The 22930-nt window shown below is 54.6% G+C and carries 17 protein-coding genes and 1 CRISPR repeat array (1 of these 18 only partly in view); of the genes, 8 read left to right on the forward strand and 9 right to left on the reverse strand.

The genetic code is table 11. The annotated features are described in order from the left end of the window. Positions 1 to 32: 32 nt before the first annotated feature. The 5 genes from prpF to QT230_RS06870 all read right to left on the reverse strand — a co-directional run bounded on the left by prpF (position 33) and on the right by QT230_RS06870 (position 6884). The gene (gene prpF, locus QT230_RS06850; protein WP_308320845.1) at positions 33 to 1211 is read right to left on the reverse strand and encodes a 2-methylaconitate cis-trans isomerase PrpF; all 1179 of its coding nucleotides are present in this window, start codon (positions 1209 to 1211) and stop codon (positions 33 to 35) included. Positions 1212 to 1226: 15 nt separating this feature from the next. Continuing rightward, on the reverse strand, positions 1227 to 3836 hold the full coding sequence (gene acnD / locus QT230_RS06855) for a Fe/S-dependent 2-methylisocitrate dehydratase AcnD (protein ID WP_308320846.1): 2610 nt from the start codon (positions 3834 to 3836) through the stop codon (positions 1227 to 1229). A gap of 66 nt (positions 3837 to 3902) precedes the next feature. Next, the gene (gene prpC / locus QT230_RS06860; protein WP_308320847.1) at positions 3903 to 5030 is read right to left on the reverse strand and encodes a 2-methylcitrate synthase; all 1128 of its coding nucleotides are present in this window, start codon (positions 5028 to 5030) and stop codon (positions 3903 to 3905) included. A 169-nt stretch (positions 5031 to 5199) separates the two neighbouring features. Beyond that, positions 5200 to 6090 (reverse strand): methylisocitrate lyase, encoded by an 891-nt coding sequence (prpB, locus tag QT230_RS06865; RefSeq protein ID WP_308320848.1) that lies wholly within the window; start codon positions 6088 to 6090, stop codon positions 5200 to 5202. A gap of 35 nt (positions 6091 to 6125) precedes the next feature. Then, positions 6126 to 6884 carry a GntR family transcriptional regulator gene (locus QT230_RS06870; RefSeq protein ID WP_308320849.1) on the reverse strand — a complete coding sequence of 253 codons (759 nt, stop codon included), beginning with the start codon at positions 6882 to 6884 and terminating at the stop codon, positions 6126 to 6128. Between the two features lie 259 nt (positions 6885 to 7143). Here QT230_RS06870 and pabB point away from each other — a divergent pair, with 259 nt between their 5' ends. Further along, positions 7144 to 8499, forward strand: coding sequence for an aminodeoxychorismate synthase component I (gene pabB / locus QT230_RS06875; protein WP_308320850.1), 1356 nt, complete (start codon positions 7144 to 7146; stop codon positions 8497 to 8499). A 131-nt stretch (positions 8500 to 8630) separates the two neighbouring features. After that, positions 8631 to 9251: a phosphoadenosine phosphosulfate reductase family protein gene (locus QT230_RS06880; protein ID WP_308320851.1), complete on the forward strand. Its 621-nt coding sequence runs from the start codon at positions 8631 to 8633 to the stop codon at positions 9249 to 9251. Between the two features lie 13 nt (positions 9252 to 9264). Here the strand turns inward: QT230_RS06880 and cysB are convergent, their stop codons facing one another. Next, on the reverse strand, positions 9265 to 10239 hold the full coding sequence (gene cysB, locus QT230_RS06885; protein ID WP_308320852.1) for an HTH-type transcriptional regulator CysB: 975 nt from the start codon (positions 10237 to 10239) through the stop codon (positions 9265 to 9267). Between the two features lie 338 nt (positions 10240 to 10577). On the opposite strand from cysB, the gene trxA reads away from it, so the two are divergent. Continuing rightward, positions 10578 to 10901, forward strand: coding sequence for a thioredoxin (gene trxA / locus QT230_RS06890; RefSeq protein ID WP_308320853.1), 324 nt, complete (start codon positions 10578 to 10580; stop codon positions 10899 to 10901). 91 nt (positions 10902 to 10992) lie between these two features. Here trxA and QT230_RS06895 read toward each other — a convergent pair whose 3' ends face one another. Next, a complete protein-coding gene (locus tag QT230_RS06895; RefSeq protein WP_308320854.1) occupies positions 10993 to 12090 on the reverse strand; it encodes an AI-2E family transporter in 1098 nt (365 codons plus the stop codon). Positions 12091 to 12307: 217 nt separating this feature from the next. Between QT230_RS06895 and QT230_RS06900 the strand changes: the two genes are divergently transcribed. Continuing rightward, the gene (locus QT230_RS06900; RefSeq protein ID WP_308320855.1) at positions 12308 to 13195 is read left to right on the forward strand and encodes an SIMPL domain-containing protein; all 888 of its coding nucleotides are present in this window, start codon (positions 12308 to 12310) and stop codon (positions 13193 to 13195) included. On the opposite strand, the gene serS is transcribed toward QT230_RS06900, so the two are convergent. Together serS and QT230_RS06910 are read right to left on the reverse strand one after the other, a co-directional pair. After that, positions 13140 to 14417 carry a serine--tRNA ligase gene (gene serS / locus QT230_RS06905; RefSeq protein WP_308320856.1) on the reverse strand — a complete coding sequence of 426 codons (1278 nt, stop codon included), beginning with the start codon at positions 14415 to 14417 and terminating at the stop codon, positions 13140 to 13142. The genes QT230_RS06900 and serS overlap by 56 nt on opposite strands. Before the next feature lie 132 nt (positions 14418 to 14549). Beyond that, positions 14550 to 17363 (reverse strand): hypothetical protein, encoded by a 2814-nt coding sequence (locus QT230_RS06910; protein WP_308320858.1) that lies wholly within the window; start codon positions 17361 to 17363, stop codon positions 14550 to 14552. Between the two features lie 44 nt (positions 17364 to 17407). Here QT230_RS06910 and QT230_RS06915 point away from each other — a divergent pair, with 44 nt between their 5' ends. The 4 genes from QT230_RS06915 to QT230_RS06930 are packed head-to-tail and all read left to right on the forward strand — an operon-like array spanning position 17408 to position 21063. Then, entirely contained in the window at positions 17408 to 18553 is a 1146-nt protein-coding gene (locus QT230_RS06915) for a type I-F CRISPR-associated protein Csy1 (protein WP_308320859.1), read from the forward strand. Beyond that, the gene (locus QT230_RS06920) at positions 18550 to 19434 is read left to right on the forward strand and encodes a type I-F CRISPR-associated protein Csy2 (RefSeq protein ID WP_308320860.1); all 885 of its coding nucleotides are present in this window, start codon (positions 18550 to 18552) and stop codon (positions 19432 to 19434) included. Before QT230_RS06915 ends, QT230_RS06920 begins: the two co-directional genes overlap by 4 nt. Before the next feature lie 35 nt (positions 19435 to 19469). Further along, positions 19470 to 20501: a type I-F CRISPR-associated protein Csy3 gene (gene csy3 / locus QT230_RS06925; RefSeq protein ID WP_308320861.1), complete on the forward strand. Its 1032-nt coding sequence runs from the start codon at positions 19470 to 19472 to the stop codon at positions 20499 to 20501. A 4-nt stretch (positions 20502 to 20505) separates the two neighbouring features. Continuing rightward, on the forward strand, positions 20506 to 21063 hold the full coding sequence (locus QT230_RS06930; protein ID WP_308320863.1) for a type I-F CRISPR-associated endoribonuclease Cas6/Csy4: 558 nt from the start codon (positions 20506 to 20508) through the stop codon (positions 21061 to 21063). A 139-nt stretch (positions 21064 to 21202) separates the two neighbouring features. Further along, positions 21203 to 22930: a CRISPR direct-repeat array (repeat unit 28 nt; unit sequence GTTCACCGCCGAGCAGGCGGCTTAGAAA) (it continues 221 nt past the right edge of the window).

Raw genomic sequence — 22930 nt, forward strand, 5'->3', positions numbered from 1 at the left:
CAATCCATTCAGTATGGCCCAAGGAAGGCTTCCTAGAAGCTATCGCTAGGAACTCTCACGAATCCTTCCATCAACACTCGGGCGCTACGGCTCATCACCGCCTGCTCGATATGCCAACGCCCCTCTATCAGGTTTGCTTCTGCACCGACGCGCAGGCTGCCCGACGGATGCCCAAAGGTAACAGCGTTTCTTTTACCACCACCTGCTGCCAGGTTGACCAACGTGCCTTCAATCGCTGCTGCAGCAGCAATGGCCACTGCGGCAGTGCCCATCATGGCGTGGTGCAGCTTGCCCATGGAGAGCGCCCGTACGACCAAGTCAATGTCGGCAGCCTTTACGCTTTTACCACTCGATGAGAGATAGTCTGCCGGTGGCCCCACGAAAGCGACTTTGGGCGTATGTTGGCGATTGGCCGCTTCGCTAATGTCACTGATCAGCCCCATTCGCACAGCGCCGTGGGCACGAATAGTTTCAAACATTGCCAGCGCTTTGCTATCGCCATTGATCGCGTCTTGTAGTTCGCAGCCGGTGTAACCAATGTCGGCGGCGTTAATAAACACCGTGGGAATCCCCGCGTTGATCATCGTCGCTTTCAGCGTTCCCACGCCGGGCACCTCAAGCTGATCCATAAGGTTGCCGGTGGGGAAAATTGCCCCTTCGCCGTCAGCGGGATCCATAAAGGCTACCGGAATTTCGGCGGCGGGAAAGGTCACGCCATCAAGCTCGAAGTCGCCGGTTTCCTGCACGTCGCCATTGACGATGGGCACCCTTGAGACGATGGTTTTTTGAATATTCACCTGCCAAATACGCACCTCGACCACCCCGTTTTCTGGGATACGGGCCGGGTCGACCAAACCGTTGGCAATCGCGAAAGGACCGACAGCCGCAGAAAGATTGCCGCAGTTACCGCTCCAATCCACGAAGGGCTTATCAATGGAGACCTGGCCAAACAGGTAATCCACATCATGGTCGGCGGACTCACTTTTCGACAGGATGACTGTCTTGCTCGTGCTCGAGGTCGCGGCCCCCATTCCATCGATTTGCTTTTCGTAGGGGTCAGGGCTACCGATTACACGTAGCAACAACTGATCCCGCGCCACACCCGGCTGCTGGGCCGCTTCGGGTAGGTCGTTGAGCTTGAAAAACACGCCCTTACTAGTACCGCCACGCATATAAGTGGCGGGAATTTTAATCTGCGGGGCATAAGGCATGAACGTTATCTCCTGCTACGCGGCAGTGGATTCAAGAAAGTCCTGAGCAAAGCGCTGCAGCACACCGCCGGCAGTATAAATCGATACCTCCTCGGCAGTATCCAAACGGCACTTCACCGCCACCCGCTCGCTATCACCGCTGTGGCGATGGATCACCAGGGAAAGCTGTGCGCCGGGCGAAACCGCACCCTCCACATCAAAGGTTTCGGTGCCATCCAAACCTAGGGTTATACGTGTAGTGCCTAGCTCAAACTCCAGCGGCATAACACCCATGCCAATCAGGTTGGTGCGGTGAATACGCTCAAAGCCTTCCGCAGCAATTGCCTCAACGCCCGCTAGCGCCACGCCTTTAGCAGCCCAGTCCCGTGAGGAGCCCTGACCGTAATCGGCACCGGCAATAATGATCAGCGGCTGCTTGCGCGCCATATAGGTTTCGATGGCTTCCCACATGCGAGTCACTTCGCCTTCCGGTTCTACCCTCGCCAGCGAGCCCTGCTTTACCTTGCCATCGTCGTCGCGCACCATTTCGTTAAACAGCTTGGGATTGGCGAATGTCGCGCGCTGGGCGGTGAGGTGATCGCCACGGTGGGTGGCGTAGGAGTTGAAGTCCTCCTCCGGCACGCCCATTTTATCCAGGTACTCGCCCGCCGCGCTATTCAACTGAATCGCGTTGGAGGGAGACAGGTGATCAGTGGTGATATTGTCCGGCAAAATCGCCAGCGGCCGCATACCTTTAAGGGTGCGCACTTTGGCCATATTGCCCTCCCAGTAGGGAGGACGGCGAATATAGGTACTCTGGGGCCGCCAGTCGTACAGCGGGCTGACTTGGGCGCGGGCACTCTTGTCCAGATCAAACATGGGAATATAGGTCTGGCGGAACTGCTCGGGTTTTACCGACGCTTTGACAATCGCATCGATCTCTTCATCCGCGGGCCAGATATCCTTCAAGGTGACGGGATTGCCCGCCTGATCCACCCCCAGAGCATCCTTCTCAATATCAAAGCGAATGGTGCCCGCAATGGCATACGCAACGACCAAGGGTGGCGAGGCTAAAAACGCCTGCTGGGCGTGGGGGTGAATCCGTCCATCAAAGTTGCGGTTGCCGGAAAGTACCGCCGTAGCGTAAAGGTCACGCTCAATAATCTCCTGCTGGATTTTGGGATCCAGTGCCCCAGACATGCCATTACAGGTAGTACAGGCGTAGGCAACGACCCCAAAGCCAAGATCTTCCAGCTCGCTCATCAAACCGGCTTCTTCCAGGTACATCTTAACCGTTTTAGACCCCGGCGCCAGCGACGACTTCACCCACGGCTTGCGCAGCAGACCCAACCGGTTGGCGTTACGGGCAATCAGCCCGGCGGCCACCATATTGCGGGGGTTAGAAGTATTGGTGCAGCTGGTAATGGCGGCAATAATAACCGCACCATCAGGCATTTTACCGGCCTTCTCTTCCGCCTGCGCGGCCTCCAAACCCACGGCAATACCGCGCTGGGCAAGCTCTGAAGTGGGCAAGTGGGCGTGTGGATTAGAAGGGCCTGCTAGGGTGCGCGTTACCGACGAGAGGTCAAAGGTCAGCACTCGCTCGTAGGTAACTTCGGTCAGGCTATCCGCCCACAGGCCGGTGTGCTTGGCATAGGTTTCGACCAGCGCTACCTGCTCATCCTCGCGACCGGTGAGCTTCAAGTAATCGATGGTTTGACCATCGATATAGAACATCGCCGCAGTCGCGCCGTATTCGGGGGTCATATTGGAGATCGTGGCGCGGTCACCGACCGTCAGCGCATCGGCGCCTTCGCCATAAAACTCAAGATAAGCGCCGACTACCCGCTCTTTACGCAAAAACTCGGTAATCGCCAACACCATATCGGTGCCAGTGATCCCCGGCTGCAGCTTGCCGGTCAGTTCCACGCCGACGATATCCGGCAGGCGCATCATGGAAGCACGGCCCAGCATCACACTTTCGGCTTCCAGCCCCCCCACGCCTACGGAGATAACGCCCAGAGCATCGACCATCGGCGTGTGGCTATCGGTACCCACACAGGTATCCGGGTAGGCAATGCCGTCGCGGTTCTGCACCACCGGGGACATCTTCTCCAGATTGATCTGGTGCATGATGCCGTTGCCGGGGGGGATCACATCGACGTTTTCAAAAGCCGTTTTCGTCCAGTTGATAAAGTGGAAGCGATCATCGTTGCGGCGATCTTCAATGGCGCGGTTTTTCTCGAAGGCACCCTCTTCCGACCCGGCATGCTCCACCGCCAGCGAGTGATCGACAATCAGTTGGGTCGGCACCACCGGATTGACCTTAGCGGGGTCACCACCTTTCTCGGCAATGGCATCGCGCAGCCCGGCTAGATCGACCAACGCGGTTTGGCCCAGGATGTCATGGCACACCACTCGCGCCGGGTACCAGGGGAAATCCAGGTCGCTCTTACGCTCGATCAGTTGTTTTAGCGCATCGGTGAGTAGTTCTGGGGCGCAGCGACGCACCAGTTGCTCCGCCAGTACACGGGAGGTGTAAGGCAGTTTGGCATAGGCACCGGGCTGGATATCTTCCACCGCCTCACGAGCATCGAAAAAATCCAGCTCTGTGCCGGGCAGGGGTTTACGGTATTGGGTATTCATAGCAGACAGACTCACAAGAAGGGGCTGAAAAAAGCCCGGTGACCAAGCCACCGGGCAGCACGCGGGTCAGTCTCGCGCTTCGATCGGCACCCACTCGCTCTTCTCGGGGCCGGTGTAGTCGGCGCTGGGACGAATAATGCGGTTATTGGCGCGCTGCTCAAACACGTGGGCCGCCCAGCCGGTGAGCCGAGACATCACAAAAATCGGCGTGAACAATTTGGTGGGAATATCCATAAAGTGATAAGCGCTGGCGTGGAAGAAGTCGGCGTTACAGAACAGCTTCTTTTCCCGCCACATGACTTCTTCAACCCGTTCGGAAACTGGATAAAGTACTTCGTCGCCGACATCGTCAGCCAGCTTTTTGGACCAGTGCTTGATAATTGCGTTGCGCGGGTCGGACTCACGGTAAATCGCATGCCCGAAGCCCATGATTTTATCTTTGCGCTCGAGCATGCCCACAATCTTGCTCTCTGCTTCTTCCGGCGACTGCCAATCCTCGATCATCGCCATCGCTGCTTCATTGGCGCCGCCGTGCAGCGGGCCACGCAACGAGCCAATCGCCCCGGTGACGCAGGAGTGCATATCGGAAAGCGTTGAGGCACATACTCGTGCCGTGAAGGTAGAGGCGTTGAACTCGTGCTCGGCGTAAAGAATCAGCGACACGTTCATTACCCGCGCATGCAGCTCAGAGGCGGGCTCGCCGCGCAGCATATTGAGGAAGTGGCCGCCGACTGAGTCATCATCGGTTTCGGTATCGATGCGCACGCCGTCGTGGGAGAAGCGGTACCAGTAGCAGATAATCGAGGGCAGCACCGCCAGCAGGCGGTCGGCAACGTCCTGCTGCTGATCGAAATTCTCCTCGGTTTCCAGATTACCCAGCATAGAGGCGCCGGTGCGCATCACATCCATCGGGTGGGCGTCTTTGGGAATCTGCTCAAGCACTGTTTTCAGCGCCTCGGGCAGGCCGCGCAAACTTTTCAGCTTGCTAATGTAGTGATCCAGCTCGGCCTGATTGGGCAACTTGCCTTTCAATAGCAGGTAAGCAACCTCTTCAAATTTGGCTTTTTCAGCTAACTCTTTGATATCAAAGCCACGATAGGTCAGGCCTGAGCCTGTTTTGCCTACAGTACATAGCGCGGTGGAGCCGGCGCTCTGGCCACGTAATCCTGCACCTGTCACGGGTTTATCAGCCATGGTGTGTCTCCTATTACTGCTTTTATTTTAAATTGTGTATCTCATTAAACTTTAGCCTCAGCGACGAGGGCAGGTTTCCGCGAGGGCGCTGTGAACCCATCCCTGGGCGCTACTTTCGCCATCCCTGGTCGAAAGACCCTCGCTCCAACCTGCCCTCTCACCAGTTGGCTTATTGGTCATCACCTTTTTCAGCAAACAGGGCGTCCAGCTTCTGCTCAAAGTCGTGGTAATTGAGAAAGTCGTAGAGCTCATCGCGGGTTTGCATCATCGGCACCACGTCTTTCTGGTGGCCGTTGTCGAGGATGCTTTGATAGACCTGCAGCGCCGCGGCGTTCATGGCGCGGAACGCGGAAAGCGGGTAAAGGACCATACGGCAGCCCACCTCGCCAAGCTCTGTTTGAGTAAACAGCGGGGTCGCGCCAAATTCGGTGATGTTAGCCAGAATCGGCGCATTGACCCGTTCGCAGAAAGCTTTGTAATCATCCAGGGTGTGCACCGCTTCGGCGAAGATGGCATCCGCCCCCGCTTCGACACAGGCATTAGCGCGCTCGATGGCCGCATCAAGACCCTCTTTTTGGAACGCATCGGTGCGGGCAATCAGATAGAAATCGGGATCGATCTTGGCATCCGCGGCGGCTTTAATGCGGTCGACCATTTCCTGCTGGGAGACAATTGCCTTATTGGGGCGATGGCCACAGCGCTTTTGTGCCACCTGATCTTCCATATGCACCGCGGCTACGCCAGCGCGCTGCATCTCTTTGACGGTACGGGCGATATTAAAGGCGCCGCCCCAGCCGGTATCGATATCAACCAATAGCGGCAATTCGGTGGCGCCGCATATACGGTGAGCATCCTCCACCACATCGTTCATGGTCGTCATGCCCAGATCAGGTAAGCCGAACGAGGCGTTGGCCACCCCGCCGCCGGAGAGGTAAATCGCCTGATGGCCTACTTTGTCGGCCATTAGCGCAGTGTAGGCATTGATGGTGCCTAAGATGGGTAGCGGACGGTTAGCCTCAAGCGCGGCCCGAAAGCGGGCGCCGGGAGTCATCTGGGACATGGGGCGTTTCTCCTATTGCTAATTTTAGTTGTGCCTTAGCTTTGCGATTTAGCTGCTGATTGTTCCAGGGCCGCGGCGTAGCGATCGGCCACATTGGCGCGGGAGGCACTGACATGGCGGCGCATTAACAGCTCGGCCAGCTCCGCATCGCCCGCTTCAATGGCATCGACAATGCGGTGGTGCTCCACAAAGGCGCGCTGGGGCCGGGTGCCACTAGCACTAAACTGGGTGCGATAAAGCCGCACCAGGTAGTAAAGGTCATCGCAAAGCAGGTTCATTAGCATCTTGTTGTGGCTGCCCTGGACGATACAGTAGTGAAAATCGAGATCGCCTTCGCGCTGGTAATAAGCTTCGCCGCGCTTTAAATCCGCCTGGCCTTCGTGCAGCGCCAGCACATCCCGCAAGCCCTGAACCTCTTCCGGCGTCATATGCTCAGCCGCCAGCCGGGCAGCCATGCTTTCCAGGGCCTCGCGCAGATCAAACAGCTCTAGCAGCTCTTTCATGGAGAGCTGGACAACACGGGCCCCCACATGAGGAACGCGCTCAATCAGGCGGTGCGCTTCCAGGCGCCGCATTGCCTCACGCAGCGGCCCCCGCGATATGCCGTAGGTTTTAGACAGCCCAGGCTCAGTGATTTTACTGCCAGGAGCGAGTTCGCCGCGCACGATGGCATCCTGGAGCTGATTAAATACCCGCTCGGCGAGCGTGCGTACTTCTGAGGAATTCGATTCAGACGAAGCTAATTCAGATGAACTTTCGGTGGCGCTTATTGAGGAAGTAGCGAGAGAAGCCATAATTAATTGTCGACAATTGAAAAGTAAACAAACTCTAGCGCGTGCCAATTGAACCGTCAACCAACCTTGTTAGCCGATTTTATACCCCTTTCGTTGTACTAGCAGTCGCAACAAAATATCGTCTGTCAACAATCCCGTCATTATCGCGCCTAATTCTGGCTATAAAGCCCTGCGTGAGAAAGGCGTCGAAGCCAAGTGCTGGTGTCACCGTCTTCGCCCCTCTAAAATAGCTCGCCCTAACTGGCCAGGCGTTTGCTTAATGATCAAGGCGTTGTCGATAACTGCCCTGCCCTATTCACCCGATCCACTGGGGATATTCGCCTGCCTGCGCGAAAGGCCTGGCGCGGTGCTACTCGACAGTGGCCGGCCTATCGCCACCGGTCGTTTTGATATTATTAGCAGCGACCCTTTGGCTACGCTCGAAGTCACTAACGCGGGCCATCCCCAGATTGTCTCAGCGCAGCTAAGTCCACCGGCACATCTCACCAACGATACGTTTGCGCTGCAGCAGTGGTTACTGGATCAACTGGATATCCCTAATGAGACCAGCGAACTGCCCTTCCTCGGCGGGCTGATTGGCTACTGGGGCTACGATTTAGGCCGTAAAAGCTTATCCATCCCGAGCCGACAAGCGTGCCCGGTCGCACTACCACAAGCTCGTTTAGGGCTTTACGACTGGTGTATCACGCTGGATCACGTGACCCAGCAGGCGTGGTTAATCGCCTCACCAGAGCGCCGTGAGCAGGTGGAGGGCTGGCTGACTCAGACGCCTAAGCCGACTAAATCATTTACCTTAACGGCTGCCTTTAAAGCGGAACTTAGCCACGCCCAATACGTGACGCGCTTTAACGCCGTACAGCGCTATATTCGGGCGGGTGATTGTTATCAAATCAATTTGGCCCAGCGCTTTTATGCCGATTACCAGGGCGATGAGTGGCAGGCGTATCTGCAGTTGCGAAAAGCTACCCCCACGCCCTATTCAGGCTTTATGGCCTGGGATGACAAAGCCGTACTCTCGCTTTCACCAGAACGCTTTATTCAGTGCCGCAACCGCTCAGTCGAAACCCGGCCGATTAAAGGCACCCGTCCGCGCGGTGCAACACTTGAGGAGGATCAGGCGCTGGCTGCACAGCTAATGAGCAGCACTAAAGATCGCGCTGAGAATGTGATGATTGTCGATCTGCTGCGCAACGACCTCGGCCGCGTCTGCCAGCCGGGTTCCATTCGCGTACCGCAGCTATGCCACTTAGAGAGTTATCCTAACGTGCACCACCTGGTTAGCGTGGTGCAGGGTACGCTGGCCGAAAACTATACCCCGCTGGCACTACTTAAAGCAGCGTTTCCCGGTGGCTCAATTACCGGCGCACCTAAAATTCGCGCGATGCAGATCATCGATGAACTAGAGCCCTGCCAACGCAGCGTGTATTGCGGCAGCCTGGGCTATGTGGATGTGCGCGGCAGCATGGACACTTCTATTGCGATTCGCACTATGGTGGCCGAGGCGGGAAGAGTGCATGTGTGGGGCGGTGGAGGCTTGGTGGCAGACTCCCTGGCGGAGGAAGAGTACATCGAGACGCTGGATAAAATTCGTCACCTAATTGGCGCCCTGGAATAAGCAGCGAAAGCTCTATATCAAAAAGGAATATAAAAGCCTAACTAAACGGTATTGGGGTTCGCTACCTCCTGTTTGGTAGCCTAGTCAGTATTATTTAACTATCGATATTTAACTCTCGATTAGGAGGCAGCATGTCCTCAGAGCTTGAAGCGATCAATAGGGATTTCGCAAATAACCCTCAAGGTTTAGTTGAGTGGGCGCTGGCCCAGGGCGCCCGGCCTATTTGCACCACCAACTTCCGCCCCTTTGAGGCGGTGATTCTGCATATGGTCACCCAGGTACGCCCGGATATTCCCATTGTATGGATGGACAGCGGCTACAATACCGAAGCCACTTATCAGTTTGCTGATGAGGTCATTAAACAGCTCAATCTCAACCTGATCAGCTTTATCCCCCAGCGCACCCGCGCCCATCGTGAAGCGCTGGAAGGTCCCATGCCCGGCATCGACGACCCGCGCCACGCGGTTTTTACTCAGGAAGTCAAAATTGAGCCCTTCGAGCGCGCACTACGCGAGATGCAGCCCGACGTATGGTTCACCGCGCTGCGCGCTGAAGACACCCCAGAGCGGGCCAAAATGCAGCCGGTTAGTCGCAACAGCGATGGCCTATTGAAAGTCGCTCCGCTGCTGCAGTGGAGCGCCAAAGATATGTACCAGTACCTACAGGCGCATAATCTGCCTAACAATTTCGACTACTTCGACCCCACCAAGGTGGAAGAGAAACGCGAATGCGGGCTTCACCTACAGCACTAATGCCCACTGACGCTTAATACTCTGGCAGGTCTAAGTCATCGAACAAAGACTGTTCATGACGCGGGCCTGCCATTAACGCTTCCTCTACTCGGTCGCGAGTTAGGTGAGGCGCAAAACGTTCTAAAAAATCATACATATAGCCGCGCATAAAAGTACCACGACGAATACCGATCTTGGTGGTGGAACTGGCAAATAAGTGGCTAGCATCAAGCGCTACTAAATCATCATCCAGCGCCTCATCGACGGCCATATGCGCCACAATGCCCACTCCCATGCCTAATCGTACGTAGGTTTTAATCACATCAGCATCGGCGGCGGTCAGCACCACATTGGGCTTTAAATTTTTGGCTTTGAAGGCATCGTCCAACTGAGAGCGACCGGTAAACCCAAACACGTAGGTGACTATCGGGTGCTCGCCTAGCGCTTCAAGCGTTAACGGGCCTTGCAGAGAGGCAAGTGGATGCCCTTTGGGCACCAATGCGCAGCGGTTCCAGCTATAGCATGGCAGCAGTACCAGATCGGTGAATAGCTCTAGCGACTCGGTAGCAATAGCGAAATCCGCCTGCCCTTCGCTGACCATCTGGGCAATCTGCTTAGGCGTACCTTGCTGCATATGCAGGGCCACATCAGGATACTTCAGGGTGAATTCGCTAATAATCGGCGGCAGTGCGTAGCGAGCTTGAGTATGCGTCGTGGCAATGGCCAAGCTACCGCGACGCTCATCGCTATGCTCCTGGGACACCTGCTTGATGTTTTCAGTGAGCCGCAGAACCTGCCCGGCCAGGTCGATAATCGACTGCCCGGCCGGTGTAACCCGTGTCAGGTGCTTGCCACTGCGGGCAAAAATCTCGACGCCAAGCTCATCCTCCAACAAACGAATCTGTTTGGAGATCCCCGGCTGTGAGGTAAATAGACTTTGCGCTGTGGCTGAGACATTCAGGTTATGCCGATTGACTTCCCAGATATAGCGGAGCTGCTGTAGCTTCATACCCTCACCTTATTTATTCTCTATACAGATCCATGTAAATTGTGTTTTTGCTCTTCAGCAGTGCTGACGTCATACTTTACAGCACCAGATAGAATAAAAAACACCTCAATAATACTTTTATATTATAAAAAAATCCTGCTATCAGCATCCTTTAATTTCTGCTATTGAGTTAATTCACCATGCAGGAAATTTGCCAGCAACCTTCGCGCCCGCTAACATCTGCCCACGCTTATCGCGATAGTCACGAGGCGTGGTGAAAGAGCGCCGATTGATCGCGTAATGACCGTTGCTCCATTTGAGGCAACGAAACAGTAAGAGCAACGCAAACGGAGAAGCAAATGGCTAATAATGTTGATGTCACCAACGCCAATTTTGAGCAAGAAGTCCTCAACGCTGACCAGCCTGTGCTGATGAAATTCTGGGCGCCCTGGTGTGGCCCGTGCAAAGTCATGGCCCCGGTTGTTGATGAAGTCGCTGCTGAACGTCAGGAGAGTTTGAAAGTGGTTAGTGTCAATGTCGACGATGCGCCTGAAATTGCTGCCGAGCAAGGTGTACGCGGCGTTCCTACCGTCATGCTGTTTAAATCCGGCACCAAAGTCGCCTCACTGGTTGGCGCGCAGTCTAAATCACAACTGACACAGTTCATCGAACAAAACGCTTGATGAAAGTGCCTGCGTAAAACTACCGCCGACCCTGTCGGCGGTAGCTATATTGCTCCCCAGCTCGATTGCTACCCAGTTCACTTCTTTCGCTTTATCGCTTCCAGGGCGGCAAGCTTGCATCACTCGCCTGACCGTCTTTCACGTGACGTTTCCCTGGCCCTAACAGTCGAGCTATCCAACGCGTTTGTGGATGGCTATCAAGGGCAATCTTCAGCGTCATCGTTAGCACCACCGACAGCAGCATCCCCGCCGCACCAAAGATCCACCCCCATACCACCAGCGATAAAAACGCCACAAAGGTAGAAAGCCCCAGCGCCTGCCCCATTACCCGCGGTTCAATCAAATTGCCGAGCACGAAGTTGATCACCAGATAAGCGGAAGCCAACAGGAGTGCTTGAAAGGCGCCGCCATCCTGGGAGACCAACAGCAACAGCACGGGGGGAATGGCCGCAATGGCTGAGCCGATATTGGGGATAAAGTTGAGGGCAAAAGCCAGCACACCCCACAGCAGCGGAAAATCAACCCCGACAAGCATGCATGAGAGCCACACCAATGCCCCGGTTGCCAGGCTGATCATGGTTTTGACGGCGAGATAGCGCTTCAGCGTTAGGCTGAACTCACTAAAGCGTTTCAAGCTAGGCGCAGGATTCTCCAAGGCACGGGAAATTTTGTCACGCACATTCAGGGTTTCGAACAACATGAAAATGACCAGCAGCCCCACAATAATACTCTGCATAAACAGATTGCCTAGCTGGCTCAACAGCTCGGGCATCCAAGAGCCTTCGTCCCCTCCTTCAAAAAGCGAGTTAATCTGATCAGGATTAATCGCCAAGCCACGTGAAGAGAGCGCATTAAGCAAGTTCCAGTACTGCTCGTAAAGTCGCGACTCAATTTCCGGCAATGCCGTCACAAAGGTACTAAAACTATTGACCACCAGTAGGCCAATAAGCGATAAAAACCCCAGCAATACCATCAAGGTTAGGAAAGCCGACACCCGCATACTCAAGCCACAGCGATGCAGCCACTGCACTGGCGAGGTACATACTACGGCGATAAATATCGCTAGCAACAGCGGCACAAGTAGATCAGCGCCTGCTTTCATACCCGCAATAATCACGACCAAGGCGGCGAGCGCCAAGGTGGCATTAAGTGGAATACTGCGGTAATCCTCGTCCGATAATTTCGACATAATCCATCCTTAGCTTACTGTCAGTGTATAATGGCTGCATACGACATATTGCACAAACCATGCAAATAATAAGCAACTGTTTTGCATTCACTCTTCCCTGCTGAACTTTCTCTTCCACTATGCTTCCAAACTTTGTCTGTCCTAATTATTGAAACAGCTTTTTAAAACCGGGTATTAACTTGGCGGCGCGATTGTCCGCTCATTAAGGAAGTCATTTATGAAAGCAATATCACCTATCTCTACATCAACTATCTCTATATCAGCTTTCTCTCAAAAGCTGCGCCCTCAATTGCTTGGCTACGGTCTGCTTGGCAGTGCCCTGCTGGCACTTCTAAGCGCCCCTTTAGCACACGCCTCACCGCCACACCCACCTCAGCCAAGCCTACATGTTCAAGCACAATCATGGGTGGAGGTAGAACCCGACAAAGCCACTTTGAATGCGCGGCTATGGGAAAACACACCCGCTCTTTCCACCCTTGAAGAGAGCGATAGTAGCGCACTTAGCGATGCTCGCGAGCGTTTGGAGAGCCGCGCCAGTGAATTAATCGAACAGATGGAAGCCACCGGGCTTAAACGTAACGCCATTAACGCAGGCTCGCTAAATGTCTATCCTGAGCATGTTCAGGGGCCGCGCAACGACGATGGTGAGCATGAAACCCTGCAGCGCACTCGCCTTGAGCGCCCAATCACCGTCGAATTAACCAACCTGGATCAGTTAAGTGAAGTGTTAGACGCGTTAATAGCCGCAGGTGTCAACTCATTGGACGGCGTGCAGTTTGATCTACAAGATCGCGACGCTGCCACTGACGAAGCGCTCGTTAAAGCGCTAGAGAAAGCACAGCACAAAGCAAATCTTATGGCCGATAGCTTAGACGCTGAGCTGGGCCATGTGCAGCGCATTGAAGAGACACAGTCACCCATTTTCCAACCACGCATGTTGGCGATGCAGGCAGAGAGCGATGCCGCTGGTGCCAGCCAATCGAGTGCTGCCAGTGATTACAGCCCCGGCACCATTCGCATAGATGCCGGGGTCAGCGTTGAGTGGGCGCTTAAAGGGCCAGATGCTCCGCGCCACCCAGGTAGCGACGTAGCGGCTCAGGAATAGTTACCGAGCCATCCGCCTGCTGGTGGTTTTCAAGCACCGCCAGCAGGCAACGACCTACCGCCAAGCCTGAACCGTTCAAGGTGTGCAGCAACTGCGGCTTTTTAGCATCCGGATGGCGGTAACGCGCCTGCATGCGTCGAGCCTGAAAATCTTCGCAGTTAGACACCGAAGAGATCTCCCGATAGGTCTCCTGGCTGGGCAGCCACACTTCCAAATCGTAAGTTTTCGTCGCCCCAAAGCCCATATCCCCAGTGCATAGCGTCACCACTCTATACGGCAGATCCAGCGCCTGCAGGATCGCCTCAGCATGGCCGCGCATCTCTTCCAGCGCTGCATAGCTCTTCTCTGGCTCGACGATCTGGACCATTTCGACTTTATCGAATTGGTGCTGGCGGATCATGCCGCGGGTATCGCGCCCGTGTGACCCTGCTTCAGAGCGGAAGCACGGCGTATGGGCGGTAAGCTTCATCGGCAGCACTGCCTGGTCGACGATTTCATCGCGCACAAAGTTAGTCAGCGGCACTTCGGAAGTGGGAATCAGGTGGTATTCGCGCTCATCATCCAGCTTGAACAGATCTTCGCCAAACTTCGGCAGCTGACCAGTGCCTATCAGCGAATCACGGTTAACCATATACGGCACGTAGCACTCTTCATAACCATGCTGCTCGGTTTGGGTATCCAGCATAAACTGCGCCAACGCCCGATGCAGGCGCGCAACCGGCCCGCGCATGACCGCAAAGCGCGCACCGGTGATTTTAGCCGCCAGCTCGAAATCGAGATAACCCGACTTCTTACCCAAATCAACGTGATCCAGCACCTCGAAATCAAACGCACGCGGCGTGCCCCAGCGGTGCAGCTCCACATTATCGTCTTCGCTTGTGCCTTCCGGCACGCTTTCGTGGGGCAGATTGGGAATACCGCTAATGGCGTCGTCCCACTCTTCCTGAACCTCTGTCAGTTCTTTCTTGGCTTTATCCAGGCGATCGCCTAAATCGCTGACTTCATCCAGCAGCGGCTGAATATCTTCACCGTTAGCCTTGGCCTTACCAATCGCTTTGGAGCGCATATTGCGCTCATTTTGCAGCTGCTCGGTTTGCGTTTGCAGCTCACGGCGACGCGACTCCAGCGCCTGCAGTCCCGCTTTATCAAGCACAAAGCCCCGGCGGGCCAGTTGATGAGCAACCGTGTCAAGATCACCGCGCAGCAGTTTCGGATCGAGCATGAATCCTGTCCCTTGGCCTGAAAACAATAAAAGCAACGCGCAGATGCGCGTGCGTAAAGGCAGCTATTGTAGGCAAAAGCGCGGCGGGGAGCCATGGGCGCTGTTTCTTAATAGCACTACTGCGTGTTAACGCTACTTAGTCGCCGATCGAATTTTGAGAGTCATTCCTTCTTCAATAGAAATGCCGGCTCCTTCGCAAGCCTCCCATAACTGCTCAACGCTCCAGGAAAGCCAGCTTGTTTCTCGCATGTCGGGACGCGGCGGATTTTTTGTCATATAGTGAATAGTGAAGCCATCCCTTACAAGCTGCTCCCATTGAGTTCCACCACCTTCCCGTGGCACCACGCGCCAGTCCTCCAACAACTCATCTTGCCCCGCACGCAGTGGATACTTGCCATAGAAAAGACTGGTCATCCAGACACTTTCGTAGCCTTTATCACGCCTAAGAACCTTCAGGGGCTCCTTGAGCACTTCTTGCTGAAGATATTGTTCACCCGCCACCAGCGGATGCTGTACGTCAAAGGCCATACCCGCCGTTAGCTGCCCAAGCTTTTGCCAATTTAACAGCTGGCCTAAATCAGGATAGGCTTCTTTTATGCTGGGTCGCTTCCGAAAGCTTTTGGTGCCTTCCGGGCCTGGACGGGTAAATATCGCCCCCTCTTGATGCCGAACCGCCCGCATGTTGTATTGCAGCACCGCTATATTGGGCTGGCTGACTAACGTTCGACGATGACGATTGACACGCCCAGCGGTCTGGACAATCGAATGTGACCCCGACGGTTCTATAACAGCCCAATCAAAATCATGGTCTCGCCCCACCTCCTCGACTGGGGTTGCAACCACCACAAAACGCAGGGAACCGGTTGCAGTTGCATTGCAAAGGGTTTGAATATCAGCGTCTTGCTCAATCGCCTGATTGCCTGCTTTGCGACAAAGCAACTTATCTAGCGCTTTCTCTTTTAAATGCCGCTGCATCACAAAGTCCCGAGCATGATACAAGCACACGTACATGTCCGGCATACGTTGCAATGCTTCCGCCACATCGTTAGCCGTCTGTATATTGGCCACCCGAACCAAGCCGAAAGAGATCTGCTTATCGCTCTGTTTGAACGCCCACTGATGAGCGGAGTGGAGTCGTTCAACACTCGTTTCTATTGCAGCAATAAAACCAGGAAGCCCTTGTTGTCGGTTTACTGGCTGGAGTTCAGGAATCTTGGTTGTTGGGGCAGGCTGGGCACTCAGCTCATCTAGAGTACGCCGATAAAAATCTTGGAAGTTCGCACCAGGCGAAAGCCAGTGTGTCGATAGTGCATCGTTAAGCACCCCAACGCCATGTGCTGACTTTGGATCGTTGCACTCTGCCCACACCCGATGCCCGGCTTGATAGGCCTCAGCAATGGCATGTGCAATGGTCCAGGGCAGTGTTGCCGATGAACAAATAACGTTGCGACCCAGTTGAGCCGCTACCTGAATGAGCCGCAAAATAGCTACCAAGCTCTCAGTATCGTAGCTATCGACTTCATCAAGAATCAGGTCACTATGCATCAAACGCAGGAAGGCGGCCGCATGATGCCCCTGCCGCCCCGGCTCTCCGGCCTGAACCAGAAAATCGACAGTTGAGACCAAAACAGGGCTCGCCAGGATACGCCGCCACTCGGGGCGCTTATCGGTAATAGGTGCCAACCAGTCAGGCAACTGCTCCGAACCGCCATCTACTTTGAACTCAATATCGTCAAAAATATCTTCCTCGTTGCCCGCAGAATGCTGAGAGTCGTCTGCTGTTTGCTCCGACTCGTGCAACCTCGCGGTAACTTGGTCACCGATCATGGTCGCCACACTCTCGCGCCCCAGCGCGAGGTCTCTCTTCAAGGCATCCCCCGTTTGTAGGGTCAAGGTTCGCAGGTTGAGCGCATAGGATATTCGTGGCTTGCCTAGCGCGGCAGCACAAGCTGCCTTCACGTTCATCACCGTTTTGCCCGCACCCGTGCTGGCGACATTAAAAAGCAATAGCGGCGCACTGGTCGCTTGCCGTCGCTGTCGTATTACCTCAACGGCTTCGTCTTGCCACGCAAAGCGCTCAGCAGACAACCCCTGCCCTGGGGAAAGAATGCTACGAACCTGCTCAAGGTTAAGCCCCGGCAATGACATCTGCAGCATGTTGCGGGCAATCTCGCCAGCCTTCTCCGCAACGGCAGTCAAATGACGTTCTAAAGGTTGATTGAAACCATGAGCTGGAGCTTCGGCATTTTTCGGCCAAGTATTAGCGTAAAGTCCATGCGAGCCGGGAGGGATAGCGTGACGTTTCCCCTCATCGCCACTAATACCCATCAATATTGACGAAACGCCTTGATCGGCAAGAATCAGTGCAACGCGCGACAGCCATGCAAGACCATACCAATAGGGTTCAGCACGCTCCTCCGCGTCAGCGTTGGCACACAACGCCTTAAGCGCCTGCGCCAACGCTTGAGCAAATTCATCGCTGAGCGTCTTATCGGGACTAATAGGATAAGTAAAGTCGAGCAAGTTAGCGGTTACGTGGCGAGTCGCATCCAGCCTAGCCAAAGAACGTGTTGTGCGGCTAAATGAAGGGCCAAGCAGCCGATGATGGGTGACGCAGACATAGAGCAAAACATCAGCGGCACTGACTAAGCCGCGTTGAAGAGGCGGTTTTTCGGCAAGTTTACTGGCCGTAAGGGCTCTCAGCGCCTCTTCCATAGAGGTGCCCTGAAGCATCCGTTCCAGTACCTTCATCGATACCCATTCATGGCGCACGGGATCCGCTTCAACTCGGCAGCCGTTTGCAGCCCGCTGCAGTTTCTCAGCAAAGTAACTACCCGCTTTGCCAACATCATGTACCAACCCGCCCACGCCAGCGATCATGCAGAGGAGCTTCAGAATGAAATCATCTCTCGATCCCTCTTCACTGCTTGTTTTGTTGAGTCCCATACGTTTCACTCATTATGAAATGCTAACTCTCATGAGACCAGCCTATGGCCAAGCCCACAACCTCCAAAGCACCTGAGTGGAAACCATTTACCGAGGATCAGTACCGCGATGCTATCTTCCGCCTTGTGCATTTTTCTACCAAAACCATCAACTCCAATGCCAAAGCGGTTGGCATCCGGTTAAGCAAAGCCAACGCTCGCTCGCAGCCCTACGTATGCGCCTCGTCTGTACTCGCATCGGGCCACTCACTCCCCTTGGATTACCTCACCAACTCCGGGCCTGCGGCCACTATCACCAAGCAGGTAGAACAGATTTTAACCAATGATCTACCTGCTGCTATTGATCCCGAAGAAGCAACGGCGGTCAAACAAATGCACCAAGAAGCCAGCCAGGTGGCGTTTGAAACTGGCATGGAAAAAGTTTCGCCCCGGGTACGACAGCTATTTCTACCTTGCGATGACGGCGACTATGTAACGATTACGCCCATCACCAGTAGCGGCCTGACCGCCATTGTACGTGAGCAAACGCGCGCCAATTTCGAACGTTGGCGTGAACACAAAGAGACACAGGAACAACAACCCAACCCGACAGGCATCCGACGATTACGTACTGCCTATCTAGGTTTTGGTGGCGATAATGCGCAAAACATTGGTCGACTGCCCAACCGTGGTTTTGTCCAATACCCACTTTTCTTCTCCGCCCCACGTATTGGAAAAGGAGTTCGGGAGCAATATCTAGCCGCCCATCGCGGCGTTTGGCCACTGCTTAACCCAATAATCATGCGTGAGATGCGCGACACGCTCATGCCCATAAAGCTTCGCGAAGGCGGTGAACTGCCATCCAACTTAAAAACCCGCGAACTGATTGACCAGTTTGTCAAACGCCTCATCAACAACTTGTTGCAACGCGCCGAGTTGGCAAGCCAAGAAGCCTTGGAGATACTCTCTCCCGAAGCAGGTAGCGAGACAGGCCAACCCAGCGATATTGACTGGTCACACTTTCCGATTATTCAGCAAGGTCTGCTCTCTCTTGATGCAAGAAATCGTCACTGGCGACAGGAACTGACCAACCAGCTCACCCAAGCTATTGATGACTACACCTACCCGGACGAAATTAAGCGAGGCCGCCTTAGTTTTAATGCTACCTGGCTGGATCGCATCAGGAAGCGCATCGAGGAGCAACTGCTATGAGCTTCCTGCTACTCCCCCACCTGAAAGTGCAATCGGCTAACGCACTGGCCTGCGGGTTTATCGTTAATGCCAGCCCGGTCATGGCAATCACTCAGTTTGCGCACAACCTCGTTGTTCGTCACCTTCAATGCGAAGTGCTTGGCGTCGCGATACGCCACCACCATGGCGAACATCAGGCACTCGAAGATGTTGCCTACGACGCCCTCCCGCACCAGCGCCGCAGCGCCCTACTGATCAACGAACAAGACTACGTCGGCAAAGGGAGCCAAGGGCCAACGCTTTCCGCTCAACCCACCGCTAGCTGTAACCTTGAGCTGTCATTGCTTATTGAATTCGAGGGGCTTACGGATCAAGAAAGCCTGGAGCCCTTCCTACGTAAAGGGCGACTTGCTGGTGGTCAGATCACTTCTTATCGGGAACCTATTTTTACCGACGATCTAGATCACGCGCTTCAACAGCTAGGTAAAAGCGGTTTCTGGTTGATTGAACGGCCCGAGCTGATTGATGAAAAAGACCCGCTCGGTTCTATGTTTACCGTCCTAGAACGCAGCGCCATTCCTGAAAAAAAAGCCAAGGAGCTTAGGCAAAAAACGCCTCAACTCGCTAACAAGCCGCTGCATAAAATTAGCAATACATGGGTAGTACCCACTGTTTTGGGATACCAGGCGCTCACTGACTTTGTTGAGCGGGAAGGCGTTCGGCTCAAAGAGCAACTCGATGGAAAGCTGGAGAACTCCCTGCATGCCTACGCAGAACCACTCATCGGCATTATTCAGTACGTGCCCGCACGCGAATGGGGAGACGACCTGCCCTTCTGGCAGCAACACTGGCTCGACTCACAAACGTTTGTCGTGCAGTGCCACGCCACCACTACCGATTAATCTGTCTCAACTGTGATTAACAGAAGGAAATAATGATGCCTTTTAAAAAGCTCCCTGGGGTGCTCTCACTCACACGCGGTCTGATGATTACCGATGCCGTCTTTGAAAATCAATTAAAGGGCAGCCAGCGATCGCCTGTCGAAGTGACTCGCCATGGTATTCGGGGCACTCAGAACATTGCCGAAAAATTTACCGAAGTCTCCAATATCCAACAAACCGAGACAGCCAAACTTGACCCCGAAGCGCAGGGCATGGTGGTGAGCTTTGGCATCAGCTTCCTTGATCTCAAGGACGTACTCTTTGCCTGTGCCAGCAGCAAAGGCGGAAAGGATGATGTTGCCGCCTACCGCTTAGCGTTACAGGACTTTATCAAACGCGCCAAAACTTCTGAGGGTTTGCAAGAAATAGGCCGCCGTTTTGCACGCAATATTGCCAATGGCCGCTGGTTATGGCGCAACCGCCAACTGGCCGAGAGCATTGAAGTGACTGTTATGCGAGATGGCGAGACTTGTGCCTCGTTTCAGGCGCTCAACGTGCCCATCACCCATTTCAATGACTATACCGATGACGAAACAGTGCTGGGCAGGCTGATTGCCCAGAGTATAACGGGAGAATTCTCCTCACGATTAACCGTCGAAGCACGGATTGACTTCGGTATTAGCGGTGCCCTAGAAGTATTTCCTTCCCAAAACTACGTTGAGCGCAAGCCGGCAGGCTTTGCCCGCCCCCTCTACTATGTACGCAGCGGCGAAAGCCGTAAGCGCTCTAGCAACGCCGATGATCTGGATATCCGTGTGATGGGCCAAGCCGCTTTACGTGACCAGAAAGTCAGTAATGCACTGCGTACTTTTGATACGTGGTATCCCTCTTTTGCCGATCACGGCCAACCCATCGCCGTTGAACCCAACGGCGCTAATCTGGGCACCCAGCGCTTCTTTCGTGAAGGCGCAGCCTCTGCGTTCAAAATTGCCCTTCGATTGGATGAGCTCGACCCCAATAGCGACGATGGCATGTTTATGGTCTCTGCACTGATGCGTGGCGGCGTGTATTCAGGATCCAAGGAGTAACCCCATGCAGCCTAACTGGTTCTGTGATATCGAGGTGGGCTCAACGCCCCTCCCACGCCCCATGGCCGCCTCAGCAGTCGCCCGTGTTTTGCATGGGGCCTTTCGCCAGCATCCGGGGCGCTATGCCCTGGCGATGCCCAGCCAAAAACGTCAGCCACATTCCGTATTGCGCGCCTTTGCTTCTACCCGTGATGAACTCGACACACTGATTGACGCTATCCGGGATGCAAAAGCACTAACAGAGCAGGCTGTTATTCATTACCCTCGGGCAGTGCCGAAAGACTACGCTGGATCATGGAGCATCTATCAGCGATTCCGTATTCCGGCACGCCGTTCAGAGCGCATACCCGGCCGGTCGGTTAGGCTCAAGCGTGTTCAAGCGGCCAACGCAAATGAGCTCTCCTTCTTTCAGATGCAGAGCAACAGCAATGGAGGTCGGTTTCGGCTTTACTGGGAAGTAAAACCCCATTCGGGCGGCATGTCTGAAAATAATGAGGCACACCCAGACTCCTGGGGACTTTCAACAACGACAAGCCCAATACCCTTACCAGACATCAGCTAGCCATTTTGACCCTTTTTTCACAGACCTCTATTCATCTACATAAAAACAATGACTTAGAGCAACTACAGAAAAAAGGGTCTTTTGCTCTTTAAAACTGTAAATATTTGATATTGTTGAATGGTGCGCAGTTAGCACTCTAGTTCACCGCCGAGCAGGCGGCTTAGAAAAACATGGATGCTGGCGAGCAGCGCGAGCGCATGTTCACCGCCGAGCAGGCGGCTTAGAAAAGTGGAAAGGCGGTGAAGATGAATTGCTTAAAGTTCACCGCCGAGCAGGCGGCTTAGAAAAGCGATCCATCTTATCTAGACAATCTCCAATGGTTCACCGCCGAGCAGGCGGCTTAGAAATGGATGGTCGAGGTAGATGACCGGCGCATCGTGTTCACCGCCGAGCAGGCGGCTTAGAAAACGACAAATTCCCCGTTGAGTCACCCCAACAGGTTCACCGCCGAGCAGGCGGCTTAGAAAAAACCAAAGTTCCCCACGGCCGAGGGTATAATGTTCACCGCCGAGCAGGCGGCTTAGAAATGCTTGTCGATACTTGCAGCGACAGTCCCCATGTTCACCGCCGAGCAGGCGGCTTAGAAATTGCTCGCTGCGGCGGTTTGCTCTTCAGCGTTGTTCACCGCCGAGCAGGCGGCTTAGAAAATCCATTTCAACCTGACACAATTGATTGTTTATGTTCACCGCCGAGCAGGCGGCTTAGAAAAGTCGAAACGCGCACGCAGTAAAACGCCGGTTGTTCACCGCCGAGCAGGCGGCTTAGAAAGTAATCATAGCGCCTATATTATCGCAATTGCTGTTCACCGCCGAGCAGGCGGCTTAGAAAATGTAGGCGGGCACTTCGATGATCCTAGGGTCGTTCACCGCCGAGCAGGCGGCTTAGAAATTTAACAGCAGACGAGATAATGCGCTCGGGAGGTTCACCGCCGAGCAGGCGGCTTAGAAATTGCGAGCTGCCGACCTCTTCCCATTCTGTGCGTTCACCGCCGAGCAGGCGGCTTAGAAATCGTCGTCTTCATGCGTGACCGCCACATCATCGTTCACCGCCGAGCAGGCGGCTTAGAAATGAATGGCTACGAAAAACCATCCGCGCAGGGCGTTCACCGCCGAGCAGGCGGCTTAGAAACAAATAAGGCATCGCGTATTCCAGCGCATCGTGTTCACCGCCGAGCAGGCGGCTTAGAAAACAGCACACGAAGACCAGTACGCGCCTGATCCGTTCACCGCCGAGCAGGCGGCTTAGAAACAGTCTATTCAGCATAGTGGCGAGGGCAATATGTTCACCGCCGAGCAGGCGGCTTAGAAAATGCTCGAAGCGCCCGCGATTGAGATCGACCAGTTCACCGCCGAGCAGGCGGCTTAGAAATAATCTACGTACCGTATTTGACGAGGTGATCGGTTCACCGCCGAGCAGGCGGCTTAGAAAACAGGTAGTTACCCTCTGCGTCTTTCATGGTGGTTCACCGCCGAGCAGGCGGCTTAGAAAAAAGGCGCGGTCTTCGATTCGGCAACGCCGATGTTCACCGCCGAGCAGGCGGCTTAGAAAAAAGGCGCGGTCTTCGATTCGGCAACGCCGATGTTCACCGCCGAGCAGGCGGCTTAGAAATTGCACGTCATCACGGCCGTTAAAATAGGCGCGTTCACCGCCGAGCAGGCGGCTTAGAAAGCATGAGCACCCCACAGCAGCAGCCCCAGGCAGTTCACCGCCGAGCAGGCGGCTTAGAAAAGACGGCAAAAGCGGCCCGTAGGCCGCTAGTTGTTCACCGCCGAGCAGGCGGCTTAGAAAGGTGACGAACGGCACATTCTGACCGATGGAAAGTTCACCGCCGAGCAGGCGGCTTAGAAACTTCTCGGCGCCAAAGAAC

The organism is Halomonas sp. SpR8, from assembly GCF_031010195.1.
In the GTDB taxonomy this organism is placed as follows: Bacteria; Pseudomonadota; Gammaproteobacteria; order Pseudomonadales; family Halomonadaceae; genus Vreelandella.

Excerpts from the sequence above, each read along its gene's own strand:
- prpF (WP_308320845.1), bottom strand. The coding sequence starts at position 1,211 with ATGCCTTATGCCCCGCAGATTAAAATTCCCGCCACTTATATGCGTGGC.
- acnD (WP_308320846.1), bottom strand. The coding sequence starts at position 3,836 with ATGAATACCCAATACCGTAAACCCCTGCCCGGCACAGAGCTGGATTTT.
- prpC (WP_308320847.1), bottom strand. The coding sequence starts at position 5,030 with ATGGCTGATAAACCCGTGACAGGTGCAGGATTACGTGGCCAGAGCGCC.
- prpB (WP_308320848.1), bottom strand. The coding sequence starts at position 6,090 with ATGTCCCAGATGACTCCCGGCGCCCGCTTTCGGGCCGCGCTTGAGGCT.
- QT230_RS06870 (WP_308320849.1), bottom strand. The coding sequence starts at position 6,884 with ATGGCTTCTCTCGCTACTTCCTCAATAAGCGCCACCGAAAGTTCATCT.
- pabB (WP_308320850.1), top strand. The coding sequence starts at position 7,144 with ATGATCAAGGCGTTGTCGATAACTGCCCTGCCCTATTCACCCGATCCA.
- QT230_RS06880 (WP_308320851.1), top strand. The coding sequence starts at position 8,631 with ATGTCCTCAGAGCTTGAAGCGATCAATAGGGATTTCGCAAATAACCCT.
- cysB (WP_308320852.1), bottom strand. The coding sequence starts at position 10,239 with ATGAAGCTACAGCAGCTCCGCTATATCTGGGAAGTCAATCGGCATAAC.
- trxA (WP_308320853.1), top strand. The coding sequence starts at position 10,578 with ATGGCTAATAATGTTGATGTCACCAACGCCAATTTTGAGCAAGAAGTC.
- QT230_RS06895 (WP_308320854.1), bottom strand. The coding sequence starts at position 12,090 with ATGTCGAAATTATCGGACGAGGATTACCGCAGTATTCCACTTAATGCC.
- QT230_RS06900 (WP_308320855.1), top strand. The coding sequence starts at position 12,308 with ATGAAAGCAATATCACCTATCTCTACATCAACTATCTCTATATCAGCT.
- serS (WP_308320856.1), bottom strand. The coding sequence starts at position 14,417 with ATGCTCGATCCGAAACTGCTGCGCGGTGATCTTGACACGGTTGCTCAT.
- QT230_RS06910 (WP_308320858.1), bottom strand. The coding sequence starts at position 17,363 with ATGGGACTCAACAAAACAAGCAGTGAAGAGGGATCGAGAGATGATTTC.
- QT230_RS06915 (WP_308320859.1), top strand. The coding sequence starts at position 17,408 with ATGGCCAAGCCCACAACCTCCAAAGCACCTGAGTGGAAACCATTTACC.
- QT230_RS06920 (WP_308320860.1), top strand. The coding sequence starts at position 18,550 with ATGAGCTTCCTGCTACTCCCCCACCTGAAAGTGCAATCGGCTAACGCA.
- csy3 (WP_308320861.1), top strand. The coding sequence starts at position 19,470 with ATGCCTTTTAAAAAGCTCCCTGGGGTGCTCTCACTCACACGCGGTCTG.
- QT230_RS06930 (WP_308320863.1), top strand. The coding sequence starts at position 20,506 with ATGCAGCCTAACTGGTTCTGTGATATCGAGGTGGGCTCAACGCCCCTC.